Origin of the sequence: Dechloromonas agitata is5 (assembly GCF_000519045.1) — a bacterium.
In the GTDB taxonomy this organism is placed as follows: domain Bacteria; phylum Pseudomonadota; class Gammaproteobacteria; order Burkholderiales; family Rhodocyclaceae; genus Azonexus; species Azonexus agitatus.
Map to the genome: position 1 here is coordinate 2,339,774 of NZ_KI912532.1, position 18,777 is coordinate 2,358,550.

Here is an 18,777-nt window from a genome sequence, read left to right on the forward strand (position 1 = left end):
AGAAACGACAAACCCGGCCGCGGCCGGGTTTGTTCATTGCTGCGCCTGGATCAGGCCTTGACCGGGATCTTGCCGATCTTGACCTGCCATTCCTTCGGGCCGCTTTCATGCACGTTGCTGCCAGTCGAATCGACGGCAACGGTCACCGGCATGTCCTTGACGTCGAATTCGTAGATGGCTTCCATGCCGAGATCCTCGAAGCCGACGACCTTGGCCGACTTGATCGCCTTGGCGACGAGGTAGGCAGCGCCGCCAACGGCCATCAGGTAGGCCGACTTGTTGTCCTTGATCGCTTCGATGGCGAGCGGGCCGCGCTCAGACTTGCCGATCATTGAGATCAGGCCAGTCTTCTCCAGCATGGTGCGGGTGAACTTGTCCATGCGGGTGGCAGTGGTGGGGCCGGCCGGGCCGACGACTTCGTCACGCACCGGATCGACCGGGCCGACGTAGTAAATGACACGGTTGGTGAAGTCCACCGGCAGCTTCTCGCCCTTGGCCAGCATGTCGGAAATGCGCTTGTGGGCGGCGTCGCGGCCGGTCAGCATCTTGCCGTTGAGCAGCAGCTTCTGGCCGACCTTCCAAGAGGCGACTTCTTCCTTGGTCAGGGTGTCGAGATTGACGCGGGTAGCCGACTTGACGTCCGGCGTCCAGGTCACGGCCGGCCAGTCTTCCAGCTTCGGCGGCTCGATCTTGGCCGGGCCGGAGCCATCCAGATGGAAGTGGCAGTGGCGGGTTGCGGCGCAGTTCGGCACCAGGGCGACCGGCAGGTTGGCGGCGTGGCAGGGGTAGTCGAGCACCTTGACGTCGAGCACCGTGGTCAGGCCGCCCAGGCCCTGGGCGCCGACGCCCAGCGCATTGACCTTTTCGTACAGTTCAAGGCGCAGTTCCTCGGCACGGTTCTGCGGGCCGCGGGCCTTCAGTTCGTGGATGTCCACCGGCGCCATGATCGATTCCTTGGCCAGCAGCATGGCCTTTTCCGGCGTGCCGCCGATGCCGATACCGATGATGCCCGGCGGGCACCAGCCGGCGCCCATTTCCGGAATTTTCTTCAGCACCCAATCAACCAGGTCGTCGGACGGGTTGAGCATGGCGAACTTGGACTTGGCTTCCGAGCCACCGCCCTTGGCGGCGCAGATGACCTCGACGTGGTCGCCTTCGACGATTTCGAAATGTACGACGGCCGGGGTGTTGTCCTTGGTGTTCTTGCGGGCACCGGCCGGGTCGGCCAGCACCGAAGCACGCAGCGGGTTGTCCGGGTTGGCGTAGGCGCGGCGGACGCCTTCGTCAATCATCTTCTGGATGCTCATCGTGGCATCCGGCCAGGTGACGTTCATGCCGACCTTGATGAAGACCATACCGATGCCGGTGTCCTGGCAGATCGGGCGATGGCCTTCGGCGGCCATGCGCGAGTTGGTCAGGATCTGGGCGATGGCGTCCTTGGCGGCCGGGCTTTCCTCGCGCTCGTAGGCTTCACCCAAGGCCTTGATGTAATCCAGCGGGTGGTAGTAGCTGATGTACTGGAAGGCATCGGCAACGGACTGGATCAGGTCTTCCTGTTTGATGGCGGTCATGCGGGACTCCGTCTTTTAGTGGTGTTTTTGATGCTGCAAGGCCAGCGTCTGGGTCATGGTCTTGTCTACCAAAGCCATGGCCAGCGCCGAGAAAAGGAATACGACATGGATGATCACCTGCCACATCAGTGTGTGCTGGGACAGGTTGCCAGCATTGATGAAGCTCTTCAGCAGATGGATCGACGAAATGCCGATGATCGCCGTCGATAGCTTGATCTTGAGAACGCCGGCATTGACGTGCGAAAGCCATTCCGGCTGGTCCGGGTGGCCTTCCAGGTCGAGGCGGGAAACGAAGGTTTCGTAGCCGCCGACGATGACCATGACCAGCAGGTTGGCGATCATGACGACGTCGATCAGGCCAAGGACGATCAGCATGACGTCGGTTTCCGTCATGTGGTGCGGACCGAAGGCGCCGGCAACCAGGTGGCTCAGTTCAACCATGAACAGCCAGCAATAGACGACCTGGGCGACGATCAGGCCGACGTAGAGCGGTGCCTGGATCCAGCGGCTGGCGAAGATGAACGATTCGAGGTGTTTGACGGGCGAGCGCATCATCAATTTCGTGGATTGCAGGGACCGGCAGTTTACCACGGGGTCGGGTTCCGCCGAGCCGGGCTGGCTGCTGTCATGAATTGTTGCTGAATTGCTGCGGCGCAGCGTGATTTCGTAAGTCCTTTGTAAGATTATCGTCGTCTAATGCCGTGACAACGCTGGCAGGGGGAATGAGGTGTTCTCCAGCTTGCGCGGCTTTAAACGTCCCGGGGCAAACCCGAGATCCGATCGGTTGTTTCAACAACATTGCGAAGTACCGCAGAGGAGAAAAATATGTCGAATGAGTCCGTGCAGCTTATCTATCCGTCCGAAGAGGTCGTCAAGAATGCGGCGGTTTCCGGGATGGACGCCTACAAGGCGCTGTGCGCGGAAGCAGAAGCCGACTACGAAGGTTTCTGGGCCAAGCGTGCCCGTGAATTCATCACTTGGAAGCAGCCCTTTACCCAGGTGCTTGATCAGTCGAATGCTCCGTTCTTCAAGTGGTTTGCCGACGGCAAGCTGAACGTTTCCTACAACTGCCTCGACCGCAATGTCGAAGCCGGTCTGGGCGACAAGGTCGCGCTCATTTTCGAAGCCGACGACGGCCAGGTCACCAAGGTCACCTACAAGGAACTGCTGGCCAAGGTCTGCAAGATGGCCAACCTACTGCGTTCCAAGGGCGTCAAGAAGGGCGACCGCGTCGTCATCTACATGCCGATGACGGTTGAAGGCATTGTCGCCATGCAGGCCTGTGCCCGCGTCGGCGCCATCCACTCCGTCGTTTTCGGCGGCTTCTCCGCCCAGTCCCTGCGCGACCGCATCAACGATGCTGGCGCCGTTATGCTGATTACCTCCGACGGCCAGTTCCGCGGCGGCAAGTCGATTCCGCTCAAGCCGATCGCCGATGAAGCCTTCGCCATGGGGGGGTGCGACTCCGCCAAGAACGTCATCGTCTTCAAGCGGACCGGTGCCGACGTCAACATGGTCGCCGGCCGTGACGAATGGCTGCACGACCTGCTGGAAGGCCAGCCGGAAACCTGCGAACCGGAATGGGTCGAAGCCGAGCACCCGTTGTTCCTGCTCTACACCTCGGGTTCCACTGGCAAGCCGAAGGGGGTCCAGCACTCCACCGGCGGCTACCTGCTGCACGCCATCCTGACCATGAAGTGGACCTTCGACATCAAGCCGAGCGACACTTTCTGGTGTACCGCCGATATCGGCTGGGTGACGGGTCACACCTACATCACCTACGGCCCGCTGGCCTGCGGCGCGACCGAAATCGTTTTCGAAGGCGTGCCGACCTTCCCGGATGCCGGTCGTTTCTGGAAGATGATCCAGGATCACAAGGCCACCATCTTCTACACCGCCCCGACCGCGATCCGTTCGCTGATCAAGGCTTCCGACGCCAACCCGGCCGTCCACCCGAAGAGCTTTGACCTCTCTTCGCTGCGCATCCTCGGCTCGGTTGGCGAACCGATCAACCCGGCTGCCTGGACCTGGTACTACGAGAACGTCGGTGGTTCGCGCTGCCCGATCGTCGATACCTTCTGGCAAACCGAAACCGGTGGCCACATGATCACCCCGCTGCCGGGCGCCACCCCGCTGGTGCCGGGCTCCTGCACGTTGCCGTTCCCGGGCATCCAGTTCGCCGTGGTCGACGAGACTGGCGCCGATCTGCCGTGGGGTCAGGGCGGCATCCTGGTCTGCAAGAAGCCGTGGCCGTCCATGATCCGCACCATCTGGGGCGATCCGGAGCGCTTCGTGAAGTCCTACTATCCGGCCGACTTCCAGGGCAAGTACTACCTGGCGGGCGACGGCGCGATCCGCGACGCAGAAACCGGCTACTTCACCATCACCGGCCGTATCGACGACGTGCTGAACGTTTCCGGCCACCGCATGGGTACCATGGAAATCGAATCCGCGCTGGTTGCCAACCCGCTGGTTGCCGAGGCGGCCGTCGTCGGCCGTCCGGACGATCTGACCGGTGAAGCCATTGTGGCCTTCGTCGTGCTGAAGGGCCAGCGTCCGACGGATCCGGAAGTGGCCAAGAAGCTGATCAAGGAACTGCAGGATTGGGTTGGCAAGGAAATCGGGCCGATCGCCAAGCCGAAGGACATTCGTTTCGGCGACAACCTGCCGAAGACCCGTTCCGGCAAGATCATGCGCCGTCTGCTCCGTGGCCTGGCCAAGGGCGAGGAACTCACGCAGGACACCTCGACCCTGGAAAACCCGGCCATTCTGGAACAGCTGAAGGGCTAAGGCGAACGTGCCGGGTTTTGCCGATGGCGAAGCCCGGTCGCCGACGGAGAGGGGCACACCTGTCCGTCTGACACGATCAACAGGGATGATGCGCTTGCCACGTCATCCTGAACATATAAGGGGCAAGGAGGAGACAATGGTCGCCCATAAGGTGGCCTCCCGTGTGGTCGCATCAGACTGCATTCCCGAACGGCTGGCACGCTTGGCGTGCCGGCCGTTTTTATTTTCCGGGAGCAAAACATGAAAAGGGCAAGCCCGACCCGCCAGCGCCTGGCTGCTCTCGGCCTGCTCGGCGCACCTTTGCTGACCTATCCCTTGCTCAGCCTGCCCGGGGGCGAGCTGCTCGGTATTCCGGCCAGCTATTGGTATTTGTTCGGCGTCTGGGCGGGGCTGATTGGCCTGGCGGCCTGGGTCGCGGAGCGGCAGGGGTAGCCGGTGGCGCTCTCCGGCTGGTTCATCGCATTACTGTCGGCGGCCTATCTCGGCTTGCTGTTCGCTGTCGCCCGTTTCGGCGATGCGCGGGCCGATGCCGGAAAGTCGATCATTTCAGCCAACGTCTATGCCTTGTCGCTGGCTGTCTATTGCACGTCCTGGACTTTCTACGGCAGCGTCGGGCGGGCGACTTCCGGTGGTCTTTCCTTCCTCACCATCTACCTCGGACCGACCCTGATGCTGTTGTTCGTCGGCGTCATCATCAAGATGATCCGCATCAGCAAGGCGCAGCGCATCACGTCGATTGCCGATTTCATCGCCTCGCGCTATGGCAAGAGCCATCTGCTCGCCGGCATGGTGACAATCATCGCGGTCATTGGCGTCGTCCCGTATATCGCGCTGCAACTCAAGGCGATGGCGGCCAGCCTGGATGTGCTGCTCGATCGTGAAGGGCATGCGGGAGGCTGGCTGGGGCTCGATTCGACCTTCCTGATCGCAGCGACCCTGGCGCTCTTCTCCATCCTGTTCGGCACCCGCCATCTTGACGCCACCGAGCGGCACGAGGGGATGGTGGCGGCCGTTGCCGTCGAGTCGGTCGTCAAGTTGATCGCCTTCGTGGCCGTCGGGCTGTTCGTCACCTATGGGCTGTACGGCGGCCTGGCTGACCTGTTCCAGCGGGCTTCGGCAAACCCTGATCTGGGACGCCTGCTGCAACTGGATTCCGGGCGGGCCGGAACATGGACGGCGATGATTCTGCTGTCCGGCCTGGCCATCATTTTCCTGCCACGCCAGTTCCAGATCATCGTCGTCGAGAATGTGGACGAATCGCATATCAAGCGGGCGGTCTGGCTCTTTCCGTTCTACCTGCTGTTGATCAACATCTTCGTGCTCCCTGTGGCGCTGGGTGGCATGCTGCATTTCAGCGGCCAGACGGTCAATCCCGATACCTTCGTGCTGACCCTGCCGCTCGCCCACGGCGCCGAGGCGCTGGCCCTGCTCGCTTTCGTCGGTGGCCTGTCGGCGGCGACCGGCATGGTCATCGTTGAAACCATCGCACTGTCCACCATGGTCTGCAACGATCTGGTCATGCCCTGGCTGTTGCGTTCGGCCTGGCTGCAAGCCAGGCAGCAGCAGGATTTGTCGGGCCTGCTGATCGGTATCCGGCGGGTGGCCATCGCCCTGATCGTCCTGCTCGGCTATGCGTATTTCAGGGCGGCCGGCGAGGCCTATGCACTGGTCGGCATCGGCCTGATTTCGTTCACCGCCGTCGCCCAGTTCGCGCCGGCCATGTTTGGCGGCATGTACTGGAAGCAGGGGACGCGAGCCGGCGCTGTGGCGGGGCTGGCAGCGGGTTTCGTCGTCTGGCTGTACACGCTCCTGTTGCCGTCGTTTGCCAAGTCAGGCTGGATCTCGAGCGGTTTTGTCGAACATGGCTTGTTCGGCGCATCCTGGCTGAAGGCGCAGGCGCTGTTCGGGTTGAGCGGGCTGGATGAAATATCCCATTGCCTGTGGTGGAGCATGCTGGCCAATATCGGTGCCTATGTTGCGGTGTCGCTCAATTCCCGGCCGGGGGCGGTCGAGGCGAGCCAGGCCGAACGCTTCGTCGATGTTTTTCGTTATGGCCGTCATCGGAAGGAAACGCGGCTGTGGCGCGGCAAGGCGTCGCTCGACGCGCTGGTCAGCCTGCTGGAACGTTTTCTGGGTACGGCCCGGGTCCGCTTGCAATTGGCGGTCTACGCCCAGGCGAAGGGGCTGGAGGACTGGCGGACACTGCCAGTCGATGCCGAGTTCGTGCATTTTGCCGAGGCCGAACTGGCCGCCGCCATCGGTTCGGCCAGTGCGCGGGTGATGGTGGCCTCGGTGGCGGAGGAAGAAGACCTCGGGCTGGACGAGGTGCTCGACATCCTCGATGAGGCGACGCAGATTCGTGCCTACAGTCGCGAGCTCGAAGCCAAGCAACGCGAACTGGAGGCGGCCACGGCGGAATTACGCGAGGCCAACGAGCGGCTGCGCGAGGTCGATCGCATGAAGCATGACTTCATCTCGACCGTGACGCACGAGTTGCGGACGCCGCTGACCTCGATTCGCGCCCTGTCGGAAATGCTGCACGACGACCCGCGCATCGAGCTGGCTTCACGCACCCGCTTTCTCGGCATCATTGTTGGCGAAGCGGAGCGCCTGACCCGCCTGATCAACCAGATCCTCGACATGGCCAAGCTGGAGTCCGGGCGCGCCGAATGGACATCCGGCGCGGTCGATATCGGTGAGGTGGCGCGCGAGGCGATGGAGTCGCTGGGTCAGTTGTTCCGTGACAAGGCCGTCGAACTGGCCAGCGAGGTGCCGTCGGCCGGTCCCGTCGTGCAGGCCGATCGCGACCGCCTGATGCAGGTGCTGATCAACCTCTTGTCCAATGCCGTCAAGTTTGTACCCGAAGGCAGCGGCCGGGTGTATGTGCGCGTAGGCATCGACCACGGCATGGTCCGGGTCGAGGTTGCCGACAATGGCCCCGGTTTGACGGCCGAGGAGTGCGGGGTCATTTTCGAAAAATTCCGCCAGGGTGGCAACACGCTGACCGACAAGCCCAAGGGCACAGGCCTCGGGCTGCCGATCAGCCGGCAGATCATCGAATATTTCGGTGGTAAGCTTTGGGTTGAAAGCCGCCCCGGCGCGGGCGCGAACTTCATTTTCACGGTGCCCTTGCCGGCGCCGGAGGAATAACAAGGGAGACAAGGCATGACCAGGAAGATTCTCATCGTCGATGACGAGCCCAACATCGTCATCTCGCTCGAATTCCTGATGAAGAAGGAAGGGTTCGAGGTTGCTGTCGCCAGCGATGGCGACGAAGCGCTGGCCAAGGTGACCAGCTTTGCCCCCGATCTCGTGCTGCTTGACGTGATGATGCCGAAGAAATCCGGCTTCGAAGTCTGCGAGGCGCTGCGTGCCGACCCGGCGCAGGCCGGGCTGCGTATCGTCATGCTCACCGCCAAGGGACGGGATACCGAAGTGGCCAAGGGGCTGGCGATCGGTGCCGATGCCTATGTCACCAAGCCGTTCTCGACCAAGGACCTGGTTGCCCAGGTCAAGACCATGCTGGGTGCCTGAAAGCCTCACGCCCGCCCGGCGGCCGGTAGCCGAAATACCGCGCAGCCCATCGCTTCACCACCTCGTTCGGGATGCATGCCATGAAGGCAAAACATCGTTTCATTCTCGCCGTCATCGTTCTCGGTCTGCTGATGACCGGCCCCTTCCTGGTGACGTCCCTGCTGGTCTGGCTCGACATGAAGGAGGCCGAGCGCCAGATGCTCACCGAACTGCTGATGTCGCGCCTGCCGGTCGGCACGATGATGACACTGTTCGGTTTTACGCTCGGCGTTCTGGTGCTGCACAAGCTGTTCAAGCACTACGTCGAGGGTTTGTTGCGCATGGCCGAGACCTTGCGCCTGATGCTCGGTGCCAACCGCAATTTCCGGGTTACGCCAGAAGGGCCGCCGGAAGTCCAGCAACTGGCGCAGGCAGCCAACGACCTGGCCCAGCAGCGGGATGCCCTGATGGATGATGTCGATTCGCAGATCGCCCGCGCCAAGGCCTCGGTGGAAGAGGAAAAGAACCGCCTGGCTGCCTTGATGTCCGAACTGGCCCAGGCCGTGGTCGTCTGCAACAACGATGGCCGTATCCTGCTCTACAACAACCGGGCGCGACTGCAGTTCAAGGCGCTGGCCCAGGGACCGACCTCGGTTGCCGGGGGGGCGCTGATCGGCCTTGGGCGGTCGATTTTTTCCATTCTTGAAAAGAGCCAGATCGAGCATGCTCGTGAGGTCATCGACCAGCGATTGTCGGCCGGCAAGCTGGCCCTGTCGACTTTCACGACCACGACGCGCAGCGGCCAGCTGCTCCGCGTGCAGATGGTGCCGGTGCTGACGTCGAGCGGGGAGGGCGGTGAGCGGATGATGACCGGCTACGTGCTGACCGTGGAGAACATCACGCGCAGCATCGAGGAGGAGGAACGTCGCGACCAGGCCCTGCATACGCTCTCCCAGGGCAGCCGCTCGGCGATCGGCAACATCCGGGCTGCCGTCGCCAACCTGCTCGATTACCCGGACATGGAGCCGGAACTCCGCGAGCGCTTCCTGCGCGTCATCGACGACGAGGTGGCCCGGCGCAGCCAGGTCATCGATCAGACCATGAGCCAGTTCTCCGACTCACTGAAAACGCGCTGGCCGCTGGAAGACATCCTGGGGGCCGACATCATTGCCGCGGCGCAGCGCCGCATCAACGACAAGCTGAAGCTGCCGACCAAGACCGAGACGGTCGATGAAGCACTGTGGATCAAGGCAGACAGTTTCTCGCTGGTTTTCGCGCTGGCCTCCCTGGCTTCCAAGCTGCACGATCACTACGAGCCGCGCGAACTGCGCTTCCGCCTGAGCAGCAACGGCAAGCTGGCCTATCTCGACCTGATCTGGGCCGGGCCGGCGATGTCGTCGGAAACCTTCTACACGTGGGAAATGGAGTCGATGCAGATCGCGGGCGAGAGTTCGCCGCTGACGCTGCGGGACGTGATCGACCGCCATGGCGGCGAAATCTGGTACGAGCGTGAAAAGGCCGCGCATCGCGCCTTCTTCCGTTTCGTGCTGCCGGTCGCCACGCCGGAAGCCGAGCCGGTGGTCGAGGAGCGCCAGGTCACCGGTCGCCCCGAATACTACGATTTCGACCTGTTCAAGTTCGAGGACAAGTCGATCGACCTCGACCGCAAGCTGTCCGAGCTGACCTACACCGTTTTCGATACCGAGACGACTGGCCTCGAACCCTCGAAGGGCGACGAAATCATCCAGATCGGCGCCGCGCGCATCGTCAATGGCCGCCTGCTGCGCCAGGAAACCTTCGACCAGATCGTCGATCCCGAAATCCCGCTCAAGCCGGAAGGCATCCCGATCCATGGCATCACCGAGGACATGGTGCGCGGCCAACCGAACATCGACGTCGTCCTGCCGGCTTTCCACGAGTTCTGCGAGGACACCGTGCTGATCGCCCATAACGCCGCCTTCGACATGCGCTTCCTGCAATTGAAGGAGGATCGCACCGGCATCCGCTTCACGCAGCCGGTGCTCGACACCCTGCTGCTCTCGGCCGTTGTCCACCCCAACCAGGAGTCGCACAAGCTGGATGTCATCCTCGAACGACTGGGGATCACCATCGCTACCCGGCACAACGCCCTCGAAGATGCGCTGGCCACCGGCGAGGTCTTCCTGAAGCTGGTCAAACTGCTCGAGGATCAGGGTATCGTGACTGTCCGCCAGGCGCTGGAGGCCTCGGAAAAGACATATTTTGCCCGGGTCAAGTACTGAGGCCGGCGCCATGGTCGATGCCCAGCGGTTGTTCCAACGCCCCCTTGAACTGCTGGCCGAGCTCGACGCACCGGGCTTGCCTGACGATCTGCCCGGCCTGGCGGTGCGGCTGCGCACCGCCCTCGGCGAGATGGTCAGCGGCATGGAGGGGGCCGCCGCCACCCGCCTGATTTCGCATTTCAACGACCGCCTGACGATTCGCCTGATCGAGGCGACGGCCCGCCGGCATCGCCTGCCCCCCGTTGCCTGGTGCTGGCTCGCACTCGGCTCGGAAGGGCGGCATGAACAGACTTTCGTCTCCGATCAGGACAACGGCCTGATCTTCCAGGCGAGCAGCGCCCAGGAAGCCGAGGCCTTGCGCACCCTGTTCCTGCCCTTTGCCCAGGAGGCCAACCAGCGTCTGGCCGAAGCCGGCTTCACGCTGTGCCCGGGCCAGATCATGGCCGGCAACCCGGCCTGGTGCCTGTCCTTCGATGAATGGCGCGAACGCTTCATCGATTGGGTGCGGCGCCCCGACCCCGATGCGCTGCTCAATGCCAGCATCTTCTTCGATTTGCGGCCACTATGCGGCGCTGAGCAACTGGGCGAGGAGTTGCGTACGCTGCTCCTGTCGATGACGGTCGCCACGCCTTCCTTCCAGCACCTGATGGCGGCCAATGCGCTGCAGGCCGAGGTGCCGCTCAATTTCCGCGGCGAACCGGTGCTTGACGAACGGGATGAAGTCGACCTGAAGAAATACGGCAGCCGCATCTTCGTCGATGCCGGGCGCATCCTGGCATTGACGACCGGGACGCGCGAGGTGAACACGGTCGAGCGTCTGCAGCAGGCCGGCCGGCAGGTCGGCCTGCCCACCCAGGAGATCGCCGGGTTGGTCGCTGCCTTCGGCCAGGTGTTGCGCCTGCGCCTGGCGCAGCAGGTGGCGGCCGGGGTGCCGCTCGGCCTGGCGGGGAGCGGCCTGAAACCCGCCGTGCTGCACGAGATGGATCAGGCCATCCTGCGCGAGGCGCTGAAACAGGCCAGGCGCCTGCAACAGCGTCTCAAGTTAAACTATTCACTTTAGAAAATGCGCGAGGTTGTCGTGGATACGCAACAGCAATCAGGGCAGGAAAAAGTCGTCGGCCAGGTTGAAATGACCCTGCGCCAAAACGGTCGCAGCCGCATGGCGGGAAATACCGTGGCGTTTCTCCGTAATCACGCGCCGTTCAACAAGATGCAGCCGGATGCGCTGCAGCGTTTCGCCGAGAAGGCGCAGATTGCCTTTTATCCGGCGGGTAGCGAAATCATCGGGCCCGATGCCGGCAACGTTCGCTACTTCTACCTGATCGAATCCGGCAAGGTGCAGGCGCGCCAGGCCGGCGAGGTGACGGTGACGGAGTACTCGATCCTCAGCCTCGGAGCGGGGGAGGGCTTCCCGATCGGCGCGGTGACCGCCGGCCGCCCGTCCACCAACCACTACACGGCGGTGGACGACACCTTCTGCTACCAGTTGCCGGCCGAGGATTTCCTCGCCCTGATGGCCTCCAGCCCCGAGTTCAACCTGTTCTGCACGCAGTACATCGCCAGCCTGCTCGACCAGTCGCGCCGCCAGTTGCAGTTGCAGTTCGCCCAGCGCGCCAGCGAACAGCAGACGCTCAATTCGCCGCTGCTCGGCATCGGCGCCCGCTCGCCGATCACGGTGACGCCGGAGACACCGCTGCGCGCTGCCCTGGAAACCATGTCGCAGGCCGGTATCGGCTCGCTGGTCATTGCCGGCGAGGACCGCAAGCCGGTCGGTGTCTTTACCCGCACCGACCTGCTCGACCGCGTCGTGCTTGCCCAGTTGCCGCTGACCACGCCGGTATCCGGGGCGATGACGTCCAACCCCTTCATGCTCGAAGAGCACGCCACCGCCTACGATGCGATGTTTGCCATGGCGACGCACAGTATCCGGCACGTTCTGGTGACCGATATCGAAGGCCGCCTGACCGGCGTCGTTTCCGAGCGTGACCTCTTCTCGTTGCAGCGTGTCGGCCTACGCCAGATCCGCCAGTCCATCGACGGCGCGCGCAATGTCGAATCCCTGCAGCATTCGGCGGCCGACGTTCGCCAACTCGCCTTCAACATGCTGGCCCAGGGCATCGGCTCCGAACAGTTGACCCAGTTCATCTCGGCCCTGAACGATGCCCTGACCCGACGTGTCCTGCAGCTCAACCTCGATAACCACCGTTTCGACGGCATCGAGTGGGCCTGGCTGGCCTTCGGTTCGGAAGGGCGCGACGAGCAGACCTTCAGTACCGACCAGGATAACGGGATTGTCTTTGTGCCGCCCGAGGGGGCTGACGTGGCCGAATTGAAGCAGCGTTTCCTGGCCTATGCACTGGACGTCAACAAGGATCTTGATCGCTGCGGATTTCCGCTGTGCAAGGGCAACATCATGGCCAGCAACCCGCAGTGGTGCCTGACGCTGGAGGAGTGGAAGGATCAGTTCGCCCGCTGGATCCGCGTACCGCACCCGGATGCCCTGCTCAACGCGACCATCTTCTTCGATTTCCGCCCGCTCTACGGCCAGGCCGAACTGGCCGAGGCGATGCGCCGCCATCTGCTGGCCCTGACTGCGGCTACCCCGGTCTTCCTGCGCGCCATGGCCAAGAACGCGCTCGATGTCGAACCGCCGCTCGGCAAGATCCGCGACTTCCTGACCGATCTCGAACCGGATCATCCGGGCAAGATCGACCTCAAGAAATACGGTTCGCGCATTTTTGTCGATGTCGCCCGCATCTATGCCCTGGCCAGCGGTGTGCACAACACCAATTCAATCCAGCGCCTGCGCCTGTCGGCGCAGCGCCTGAACATCCGCGGCGACGAAATCAACGCCGTGCTCGACGCCCTGAACTTCATCCAGCTGCTCCGCCTGCAGCACCAGTACCTCGAAGGCGAGCCCGGCAAGCAGGGCGACAACCTGATCGACCCGGACAAGCTCAATGAGCTTGACCGCCGCATCCTGAAGGAATCGTTCCGCCAGGCCCGCAAGATTCAGACCCGCCTCAAGCTTGATTACCAGGTGAACTGACCATGCGCGGCCTGAAGAAACTCCTCTTTCGTGCCGGCGCGCCGGCCGGCCTGCCCGACGATGTGCGGGCCTCGCTGGAAGCCTGGCGCAACAGCCCGCCGCCGGACCTGAGCGACCTGCATTTCCATACCCGCTATGTGGTGGTCGACATCGTCAGCAGCGGCCTAGACCCGGACAAGGACAGCTTGCTCGGCATTGCGGCAAGCAGCATCTGGCAGGGGGCTATCCAGCCGGACGACAGCTTCTATGTTGATTTTTCCTCGCGCGATGGCGAGGGCGCGGCGGTCGACCGGCAGCTGATGGCCTTCCTGCTGTTCGCGGCCAAGGCGCCGCTGGTCACCTACCACGTCCCTTATGTCGGCGGTTTCCTGCAGCGGGCCTACAAGGAGCGTCTGGGCCTCGACTTCCAGCCGCCGTGGGTCGATCTCGCCTGGCTGATGCCGGCCATGTTCGAAGACAAGGCACACACCGTGATGCCGCTCGACCAGTGGCTCGAAGTCTTCGGCCTGGGGGGCGAAGAGGGGCGGCGCGATGCGATGGCCAACACCCTGCTGCTTGGGCGCATCTTCCAGATGTTGCTGGTCCGTGCCGTCGGCAAGCAGATCGATACCGCCGCCCGGCTGATCGACGAATCGCGGGCCAGCAGCTTCCTGCGTCGTACCCACTAATCGCTGCCGGATGTTCAGGTCGTTGACCCGCCTGCAGCGTTACTACCTGATTTACACGGGTGGTTTCCTGGCCTTCATCGGTGCGCTGGCCGTGCTCGAGCAGCATGGCATGCCGCCGCGCTGGGTGGGCTACGCCTTCCTGATCTTCACCATCTCGATGTACGCCGGGATCGGTATCATCAGCCGCACCTCCGACGTTTCCGAGTACTACGTCGCCGGCCGGCGCGTACCGGCTTTCTTCAACGGCATGGCGACCGGCGCCGACTGGATGAGCGCCGCCTCCTTCATTGGCCTGGCCGGGACGCTCTATCTGTCGGGTTTCCAGGGTTTGGCCTACGTTATCGGCTGGACGGGCGGCTTCGTGCTGGTCGCCCTGTTGCTGGCACCCTACCTGCGGCGTTGCGAGCAATACACCATCCCCGATTTCCTCGGCGCCCGCTACGGCGGCAATGCCATCAGGCTGGTTGCCGTAGCAGCGGCTATCCTGGCTTCCTTCGTCTATGTCGTGGCGCAGATCTACGGCGTCGGTGTCATCACCAGCCGCTTCGTCAGCCTGCAGTTCGAGATCGGCGTCTTCGTCGGCCTCGCCGGTATCCTGGTCTGTTCCTTCCTGGGCGGCATGCGCGCGGTGACCTGGACGCAGGTGGCGCAGTACCTGATCCTGATCGTCGCCTACATCACGCCGGTCGCCATCCTGTCCTACAACGTCACCGGCAATCCGGTCCCGCAACTGGTCTATGGCGAGGTGCTGCAGAAGGTCAGCCAGCTCGAAAACCGCTTGTTCGATGCGCCGGCCGAGAAGGAGGTGCGCCAGCTATTCCGCGAGCGGGCCGATACCTATGCCCAGAAGATCATGCAGTTGCCGCAATCGCTCAACCACGAACGCGAGTTGCTCTCCTCGCAGATCAACCAGCTTAAGGCGAGCGATGTCCAGATGCGCGATATCGTGGCCCTCGAGCGCCAGCGCCGCGACTTGCCGCACGACCCGGAGCAGGCCAAGGCGCGCTGGGAGGCGGCGATGTTCTCGGCAGTCGAGCGCAGCCGGCAACCGGCGCATCATGCCGAGGCCTTCCCCGGGGAGACCAAGGAGGAGCGCGACACGCTACGCATCAATTTCCTGGCGCTGATCTTCTGCCTGACGGTCGGCACAGCCGCCCTGCCGCACGTACTGGTGCGCTACTACACGACACCGACGGTCCATGAGGCGCGCGAATCGGTCTTCTGGTCGCTGCTCTTCATCCTGCTGCTCTACGTCACTGCCCCGGCCTACGCGGTTTTCGCCAAGTACGAAGTGCTGTCGCACCTGGCCGATATTCCGATCGCCAAGCTCCCAGGCTGGGTGACGGCCTGGGCCAAGGTCGGGCTGGTCAGCATCGAAGACATCAACCTCGATGGCGTGCTGCAACTGGCTGAACTGTCGCTCAACCCGGACGTGATCGTGCTGGCGACGCCGGAAATCGCCGGCATGCCCTACGTCGTCTCCGGCCTGGTGGCTGCCGGTGGCCTGGCGGCGGCGCTCTCGACGGCCGATGGCCTGCTGCTGACCATCACCAGCGCGCTGTCGCACGACGTTTACTACCGCATCATCCGGCCGGACGCCTCGACCCAGTTCCGGCTGGTTATTTCCAAGTCCATGCTGCTGGTGGTTGCCGTACTGGCGGCTACCGTCGCCGCGCAGAAGCCGGGTACCATCCTGTCCATGGTCGCCTGGGCCTTCTCGATTGCCGGCTCGGCGTTCTTCCCGGCCCTGGTGCTTGGTATCTTCTGGCAGCGGGCAACCCGGGCCGGTGCCCTGGCCGGCATGCTGGTCGGTGTCAGCCTGTCGCTCTACTACATCCTGCGCGTCGAGTTCGACAGCATCCCCTGGCTTGGCGTCAGCGGCTTCCGGATGGAGCCTTGGTTCAATGTCCAGGCTACCTCGGCCGGCGTTTTCGGGGTGGCGGCCGGTTTCGTGACGATCATCGCCGTTTCCTTGTTCACAAAACCAGAACCGAGTACCGCCAGCTTCCTTGAGCGTATCCGCATGTCGAACAGGCCATCGCCATGAATCGTGATCCCCAAGCCTATTGGCGCAAGACCCGCCGCCTGACCTTCTGTCTGCTCTTCCTTTGGTTCTGCATCACCTTTGGCTCGACGTGGTACGCGCGGGAAATCAACCAGGTCGTCATTTTCGGCTTTCCTCTCGGTTTCTACATGGCGGCCCAGGGGGGGCTGGTCATCTTCCTGCTCATCATCTGGTGGTACAACCGCTGCATGAAGAAAATCGACCGGGAGTTCGGGCTCGAGGAAGAATAGGGCTGATGACGCTGTTCCTGATCAGCGCCCTGCGCGCCGTCATCGAAATGCTCGGCCTGTGCCTGATCGGGCAGGGCGTTCTCCATGTGCTGGCCGGGCGGAGGCGGGAAGCCAACCGCATCTATCAGCTGTTCGACCTGATCACCCGGCCGCCAAGACGCGCCATCGCGCTCGCGATGCCGGGGGCCAGCGGCAGGACGATCGGCCTTGTCTGCTTCATTGTCCTGCTCCTGCTCTGGCTTGGCCTCGCTTATCTCCGAAAGTTTATTTGACCATTTGGCCGAATCTGCTAGAATGCGCGGCTTCCCGGAGAGGTGGATGAGCGGTTTAAGTCGCACGCCTGGAAAGCGTGTGTAGGTTAATAGCCTACCGCGGGTTCGAATCCCGCCCTCTCCGCCAGTTTGCTCATTAAAGCCTTGATTTTTTCAGGGCTTTTTTGTTTTGTGGCCGGTGCTTTGAAAGCCTGGCCCCAAGTAGGTCAGCGTCTCTGGTGCAGTCAGTACGCTGGCACAGAGAACCTGCCAACTTTTCCATGAATCCCAATCTGCCTTATTGGATGGCTGTCCTGATACTGGGTGGACGCATGCTGGCGGCCCTTCTGGCCCTTGGTGCCGTGGTGTCAAAACCACTCGAAAGCGCCATATTCGTCAGTGCTTCCCTGGCGGCGGCCTGGTTTGTTGTGGAGGCCGGCCTCAACTTGTGGCACCAGCATCAGGAGGCGATTGCACGCAAGCTGCGTGACGACGAACTGAAGCGGCAGCGGGCGGAAGAGGCTCGTCTGCGCTTTGAAGCGGCGCAACGGGAGCAGCAACTTGATGCGGACAGGTCGTATATGGATCTCGATCTGGATGATCCTGCGCTGGGCGACGCGAAGATTCCGCTGTCAGCCCTGAGGCAGAAAGGGGCTGGCGAGCGTCCGGCCAAGGGGGCTGTGCCTGACATGAAAAGCTCACCCGATGCGGTTGGGGCAATGTCGGCGGCGGAAATTGACATGTCCCTGATCGAGGCGGATACAGAGCCCGCCGTTCGCAATCGTTCCAAGGCATAGCTTCCAGCGCTTCAATCCCGTTTGCCTCAGAACGGCAGCTCGCCCTGGATCGGCGCTGCCGGTTCCGCCACCTCATTGAGCGGCAGCAGGCCGCTGGCGCGGACGCCGAGCAGGCGGAGGCGCTGGGTCAACTCGACGCGTTTGAGGCATTCGCCGGCGGCCTTGCGGATGTCGGCGGCGTCGGTGATGGCATGGGGCAGGGTGATGTCGCGCGTCACGGCGCGGAAGTCGGCATAGCGTAGCTTGATGCCGATGGTGCGGCTGGCGTAGCCCTTGCGGCGCAGGTCATTGGCCAGGTACTGGCAGAGTTCGGTGAAGATTTCCGACAGTTCAGCGCGGTCGGCCTTGGCGTGCAGGTCACGGTCGAAGGTGCTTTCGCGGCTGATCGACTTGGGCTCGGATTCCGTCACCACCGGCCGTTCGTCGATGCCGTGCGCAACGCGGTGGAGCCAGCGCCCGGTGGTCGGCCCGAACTGTTCGACCAGCAGGGCCGGCGGCGCAGCGGCCAGGTCGCCGATGCTGTGGATACCGAGTTTTTCCAGCCGTGCCGCCGCCTTCGGGCCGATGCCATTTACCTTCCTGGCGGCCAGGGGCCAGATGCGGGTCGGGATATCGGCTTCGCTCAAGATGGTCAGGCCGTCCGGTTTTTCAAGGTCGGAGGCGATCTTGGCGAGCAGCTTGTTGGGTGTGATGCCGATCGAGCAACGCAAGCCGGTGGCATCGAAGACGGCCTGTTTGATGCGTCTGGCCAGCGGTTCGGATTCCTCCGCAATGTCGGTCAGGTCGAGGTAGATTTCATCGATGCCACGATCCTCGATACGCGGCGCAATGCTCGCCACGGCCGCCTTGAACAGGCGGGAGTAGTGGCGGTAAGCGTCGAAATTGGCCGGCAGCAGGATGGCTTCGGGGGCGAGCTGGGCGGATTTCATCAGGCCCATGCCGGAGAAGACGCCGAGGGCGCGGGCTTCGTAGGTCGAGGTGGTGACGACGCCGCGCCCGACATAGTTCTTCAGGCGGGCGTAGGCGCGGTGGCTGTCGGCCTGGGGTATCGGCGGCGGTGTGCCGCGGCCGCCGACGACCACCGCCTGGCCGCGCAACTCCGGGTAATGCAGCAACTCGACGGAGGCGAAGAAGGCATCCATGTCGAGATGGGCGATACGGCGGTGACGGTTCATGCTGGCTGGAGGAAGGGTCCGGTCTGTCAGACGGCGAGACCGGCTGCCTCGTCCGGGCAGACGGCCGCTTGCCTGACGCGGGGGCGCCTGGGCAGGGACAGGGTGACGGGATGGCGCTCGGCTGGCATGGCGGTCGGGCGGCTGGGGCGGGCAGATGAAGGGGGGATTCTAGTCGCTCCTCGGTCGGGATGGGGGCGGCCTTTGATTGACAGCCCGGCCGAGCGGCCTCGATAATCCTCCGCTCTGCGGGAGAGAGAGCGCGGCCCTGGCTGCCTCCACCGAAGGCGCAAACTCCCATAATCGCTCAGGTAAGCTGAACCGCAGGATAGATTCGCCGGCTGGAGAGAAGCTGCGGACGCTCTGGCGTCTGGCGGCTCACCGAAGGGGCAGGTCCTGGCGGGCCGAAA

15 protein-coding genes, 1 tRNA gene and 1 riboswitch are annotated in these 18,777 nt (G+C 63.3%); of the genes, 13 read left to right on the forward strand and 3 right to left on the reverse strand.

What is annotated here, in order from left to right:
* Positions 1-50 precede the first annotated feature (50 nt).
* Together K420_RS0111385 and K420_RS0111390 are read right to left on the reverse strand one after the other, a co-directional pair.
* Positions 51-1,571, reverse strand: a complete 1,521-nt coding sequence (locus K420_RS0111385) for a fumarate hydratase (RefSeq protein ID WP_027458179.1) — start codon at positions 1,569-1,571, stop codon at positions 51-53.
* A 15-nt stretch (positions 1,572-1,586) separates the two neighbouring features.
* Positions 1,587-2,126, reverse strand: coding sequence for a TIGR00645 family protein (locus tag K420_RS0111390; RefSeq protein WP_198293836.1), 540 nt, complete (start codon positions 2,124-2,126; stop codon positions 1,587-1,589).
* 270 nt (positions 2,127-2,396) lie between these two features.
* On the opposite strand from K420_RS0111390, the gene acs reads away from it, so the two are divergent.
* The 13 genes from acs (at position 2,397) to K420_RS0111455 (ending at position 17,195) form a co-directional block, all read left to right on the forward strand.
* A complete protein-coding gene (gene acs / locus K420_RS0111395) occupies positions 2,397-4,361 on the forward strand; it encodes an acetate--CoA ligase (RefSeq protein ID WP_027458181.1) in 1,965 nt (654 codons plus the stop codon).
* 240 nt (positions 4,362-4,601) lie between these two features.
* Positions 4,602-4,793 (forward strand): hypothetical protein, encoded by a 192-nt coding sequence (locus K420_RS0111400; protein WP_027458182.1) that lies wholly within the window; start codon positions 4,602-4,604, stop codon positions 4,791-4,793.
* A 3-nt stretch (positions 4,794-4,796) separates the two neighbouring features.
* Positions 4,797-7,511 (forward strand): ATP-binding protein, encoded by a 2,715-nt coding sequence (locus K420_RS0111405; RefSeq protein ID WP_035854756.1) that lies wholly within the window; start codon positions 4,797-4,799, stop codon positions 7,509-7,511.
* A gap of 15 nt (positions 7,512-7,526) precedes the next feature.
* Entirely contained in the window at positions 7,527-7,895 is a 369-nt protein-coding gene (locus K420_RS0111410; protein WP_027458184.1) for a response regulator transcription factor, read from the forward strand.
* Positions 7,896-7,975: 80 nt separating this feature from the next.
* On the forward strand, positions 7,976-10,135 hold the full coding sequence (locus K420_RS0111415; RefSeq protein ID WP_027458185.1) for a 3'-5' exonuclease: 2,160 nt from the start codon (positions 7,976-7,978) through the stop codon (positions 10,133-10,135).
* A 10-nt stretch (positions 10,136-10,145) separates the two neighbouring features.
* The gene (locus tag K420_RS18820) at positions 10,146-11,195 is read left to right on the forward strand and encodes a DUF294 nucleotidyltransferase-like domain-containing protein (RefSeq protein ID WP_051453091.1); all 1,050 of its coding nucleotides are present in this window, start codon (positions 10,146-10,148) and stop codon (positions 11,193-11,195) included.
* 69 nt (positions 11,196-11,264) lie between these two features.
* The gene (locus K420_RS0111425) at positions 11,265-13,184 is read left to right on the forward strand and encodes a DUF294 nucleotidyltransferase-like domain-containing protein (protein ID WP_035855881.1); all 1,920 of its coding nucleotides are present in this window, start codon (positions 11,265-11,267) and stop codon (positions 13,182-13,184) included.
* 2 nt (positions 13,185-13,186) lie between these two features.
* The gene (locus K420_RS0111430) at positions 13,187-13,852 is read left to right on the forward strand and encodes a 3'-5' exonuclease family protein (protein ID WP_027458187.1); all 666 of its coding nucleotides are present in this window, start codon (positions 13,187-13,189) and stop codon (positions 13,850-13,852) included.
* 10 nt (positions 13,853-13,862) lie between these two features.
* A complete protein-coding gene (locus K420_RS0111435) occupies positions 13,863-15,899 on the forward strand; it encodes a VC_2705 family sodium/solute symporter (RefSeq protein ID WP_027458188.1) in 2,037 nt (678 codons plus the stop codon).
* Positions 15,896-16,147, forward strand: a complete 252-nt coding sequence (locus K420_RS0111440; protein ID WP_051453092.1) for a DUF4212 domain-containing protein — start codon at positions 15,896-15,898, stop codon at positions 16,145-16,147. The genes K420_RS0111435 and K420_RS0111440 overlap by 4 nt, the downstream gene beginning before the upstream one ends.
* Before the next feature lie 5 nt (positions 16,148-16,152).
* Positions 16,153-16,419: a hypothetical protein gene (locus K420_RS18825; protein WP_035854759.1), complete on the forward strand. Its 267-nt coding sequence runs from the start codon at positions 16,153-16,155 to the stop codon at positions 16,417-16,419.
* Between the two features lie 36 nt (positions 16,420-16,455).
* Positions 16,456-16,546, forward strand: a tRNA-Ser gene (locus tag K420_RS0111450).
* A gap of 133 nt (positions 16,547-16,679) precedes the next feature.
* Positions 16,680-17,195: a hypothetical protein gene (locus K420_RS0111455; protein ID WP_157275071.1), complete on the forward strand. Its 516-nt coding sequence runs from the start codon at positions 16,680-16,682 to the stop codon at positions 17,193-17,195.
* A 26-nt stretch (positions 17,196-17,221) separates the two neighbouring features.
* Here K420_RS0111455 and dinB read toward each other — a convergent pair whose 3' ends face one another.
* Positions 17,222-18,370, reverse strand: a complete 1,149-nt coding sequence (dinB, locus tag K420_RS0111460) for a DNA polymerase IV (protein ID WP_027458191.1) — start codon at positions 18,368-18,370, stop codon at positions 17,222-17,224.
* 236 nt (positions 18,371-18,606) lie between these two features.
* Positions 18,607-18,701: riboswitch (glycine riboswitch) on the forward strand.
* Positions 18,702-18,777: the final 76 nt, after the last annotated feature.

Bases quoted from the DNA above. Each gene is read 5' to 3' on its own strand.
- K420_RS0111385 (WP_027458179.1), bottom strand. From the start codon at position 1,571: ATGACCGCCATCAAACAGGAAGACCTGATCCAGTCCGTTGCCGATGCC.
- K420_RS0111390 (WP_198293836.1), bottom strand. From the start codon at position 2,126: ATGATGCGCTCGCCCGTCAAACACCTCGAATCGTTCATCTTCGCCAGC.
- acs (WP_027458181.1), top strand. From the start codon at position 2,397: ATGTCGAATGAGTCCGTGCAGCTTATCTATCCGTCCGAAGAGGTCGTC.
- K420_RS0111400 (WP_027458182.1), top strand. From the start codon at position 4,602: ATGAAAAGGGCAAGCCCGACCCGCCAGCGCCTGGCTGCTCTCGGCCTG.
- K420_RS0111410 (WP_027458184.1), top strand. From the start codon at position 7,527: ATGACCAGGAAGATTCTCATCGTCGATGACGAGCCCAACATCGTCATC.
- K420_RS0111415 (WP_027458185.1), top strand. From the start codon at position 7,976: ATGAAGGCAAAACATCGTTTCATTCTCGCCGTCATCGTTCTCGGTCTG.
- K420_RS18820 (WP_051453091.1), top strand. From the start codon at position 10,146: ATGGTCGATGCCCAGCGGTTGTTCCAACGCCCCCTTGAACTGCTGGCC.
- K420_RS0111425 (WP_035855881.1), top strand. From the start codon at position 11,265: ATGACCCTGCGCCAAAACGGTCGCAGCCGCATGGCGGGAAATACCGTG.
- K420_RS0111430 (WP_027458187.1), top strand. From the start codon at position 13,187: ATGCGCGGCCTGAAGAAACTCCTCTTTCGTGCCGGCGCGCCGGCCGGC.
- K420_RS0111435 (WP_027458188.1), top strand. From the start codon at position 13,863: ATGTTCAGGTCGTTGACCCGCCTGCAGCGTTACTACCTGATTTACACG.
- K420_RS0111440 (WP_051453092.1), top strand. From the start codon at position 15,896: ATGAATCGTGATCCCCAAGCCTATTGGCGCAAGACCCGCCGCCTGACC.
- K420_RS18825 (WP_035854759.1), top strand. From the start codon at position 16,153: ATGACGCTGTTCCTGATCAGCGCCCTGCGCGCCGTCATCGAAATGCTC.
- K420_RS0111455 (WP_157275071.1), top strand. From the start codon at position 16,680: ATGAATCCCAATCTGCCTTATTGGATGGCTGTCCTGATACTGGGTGGA.
- dinB (WP_027458191.1), bottom strand. From the start codon at position 18,370: ATGAACCGTCACCGCCGTATCGCCCATCTCGACATGGATGCCTTCTTC.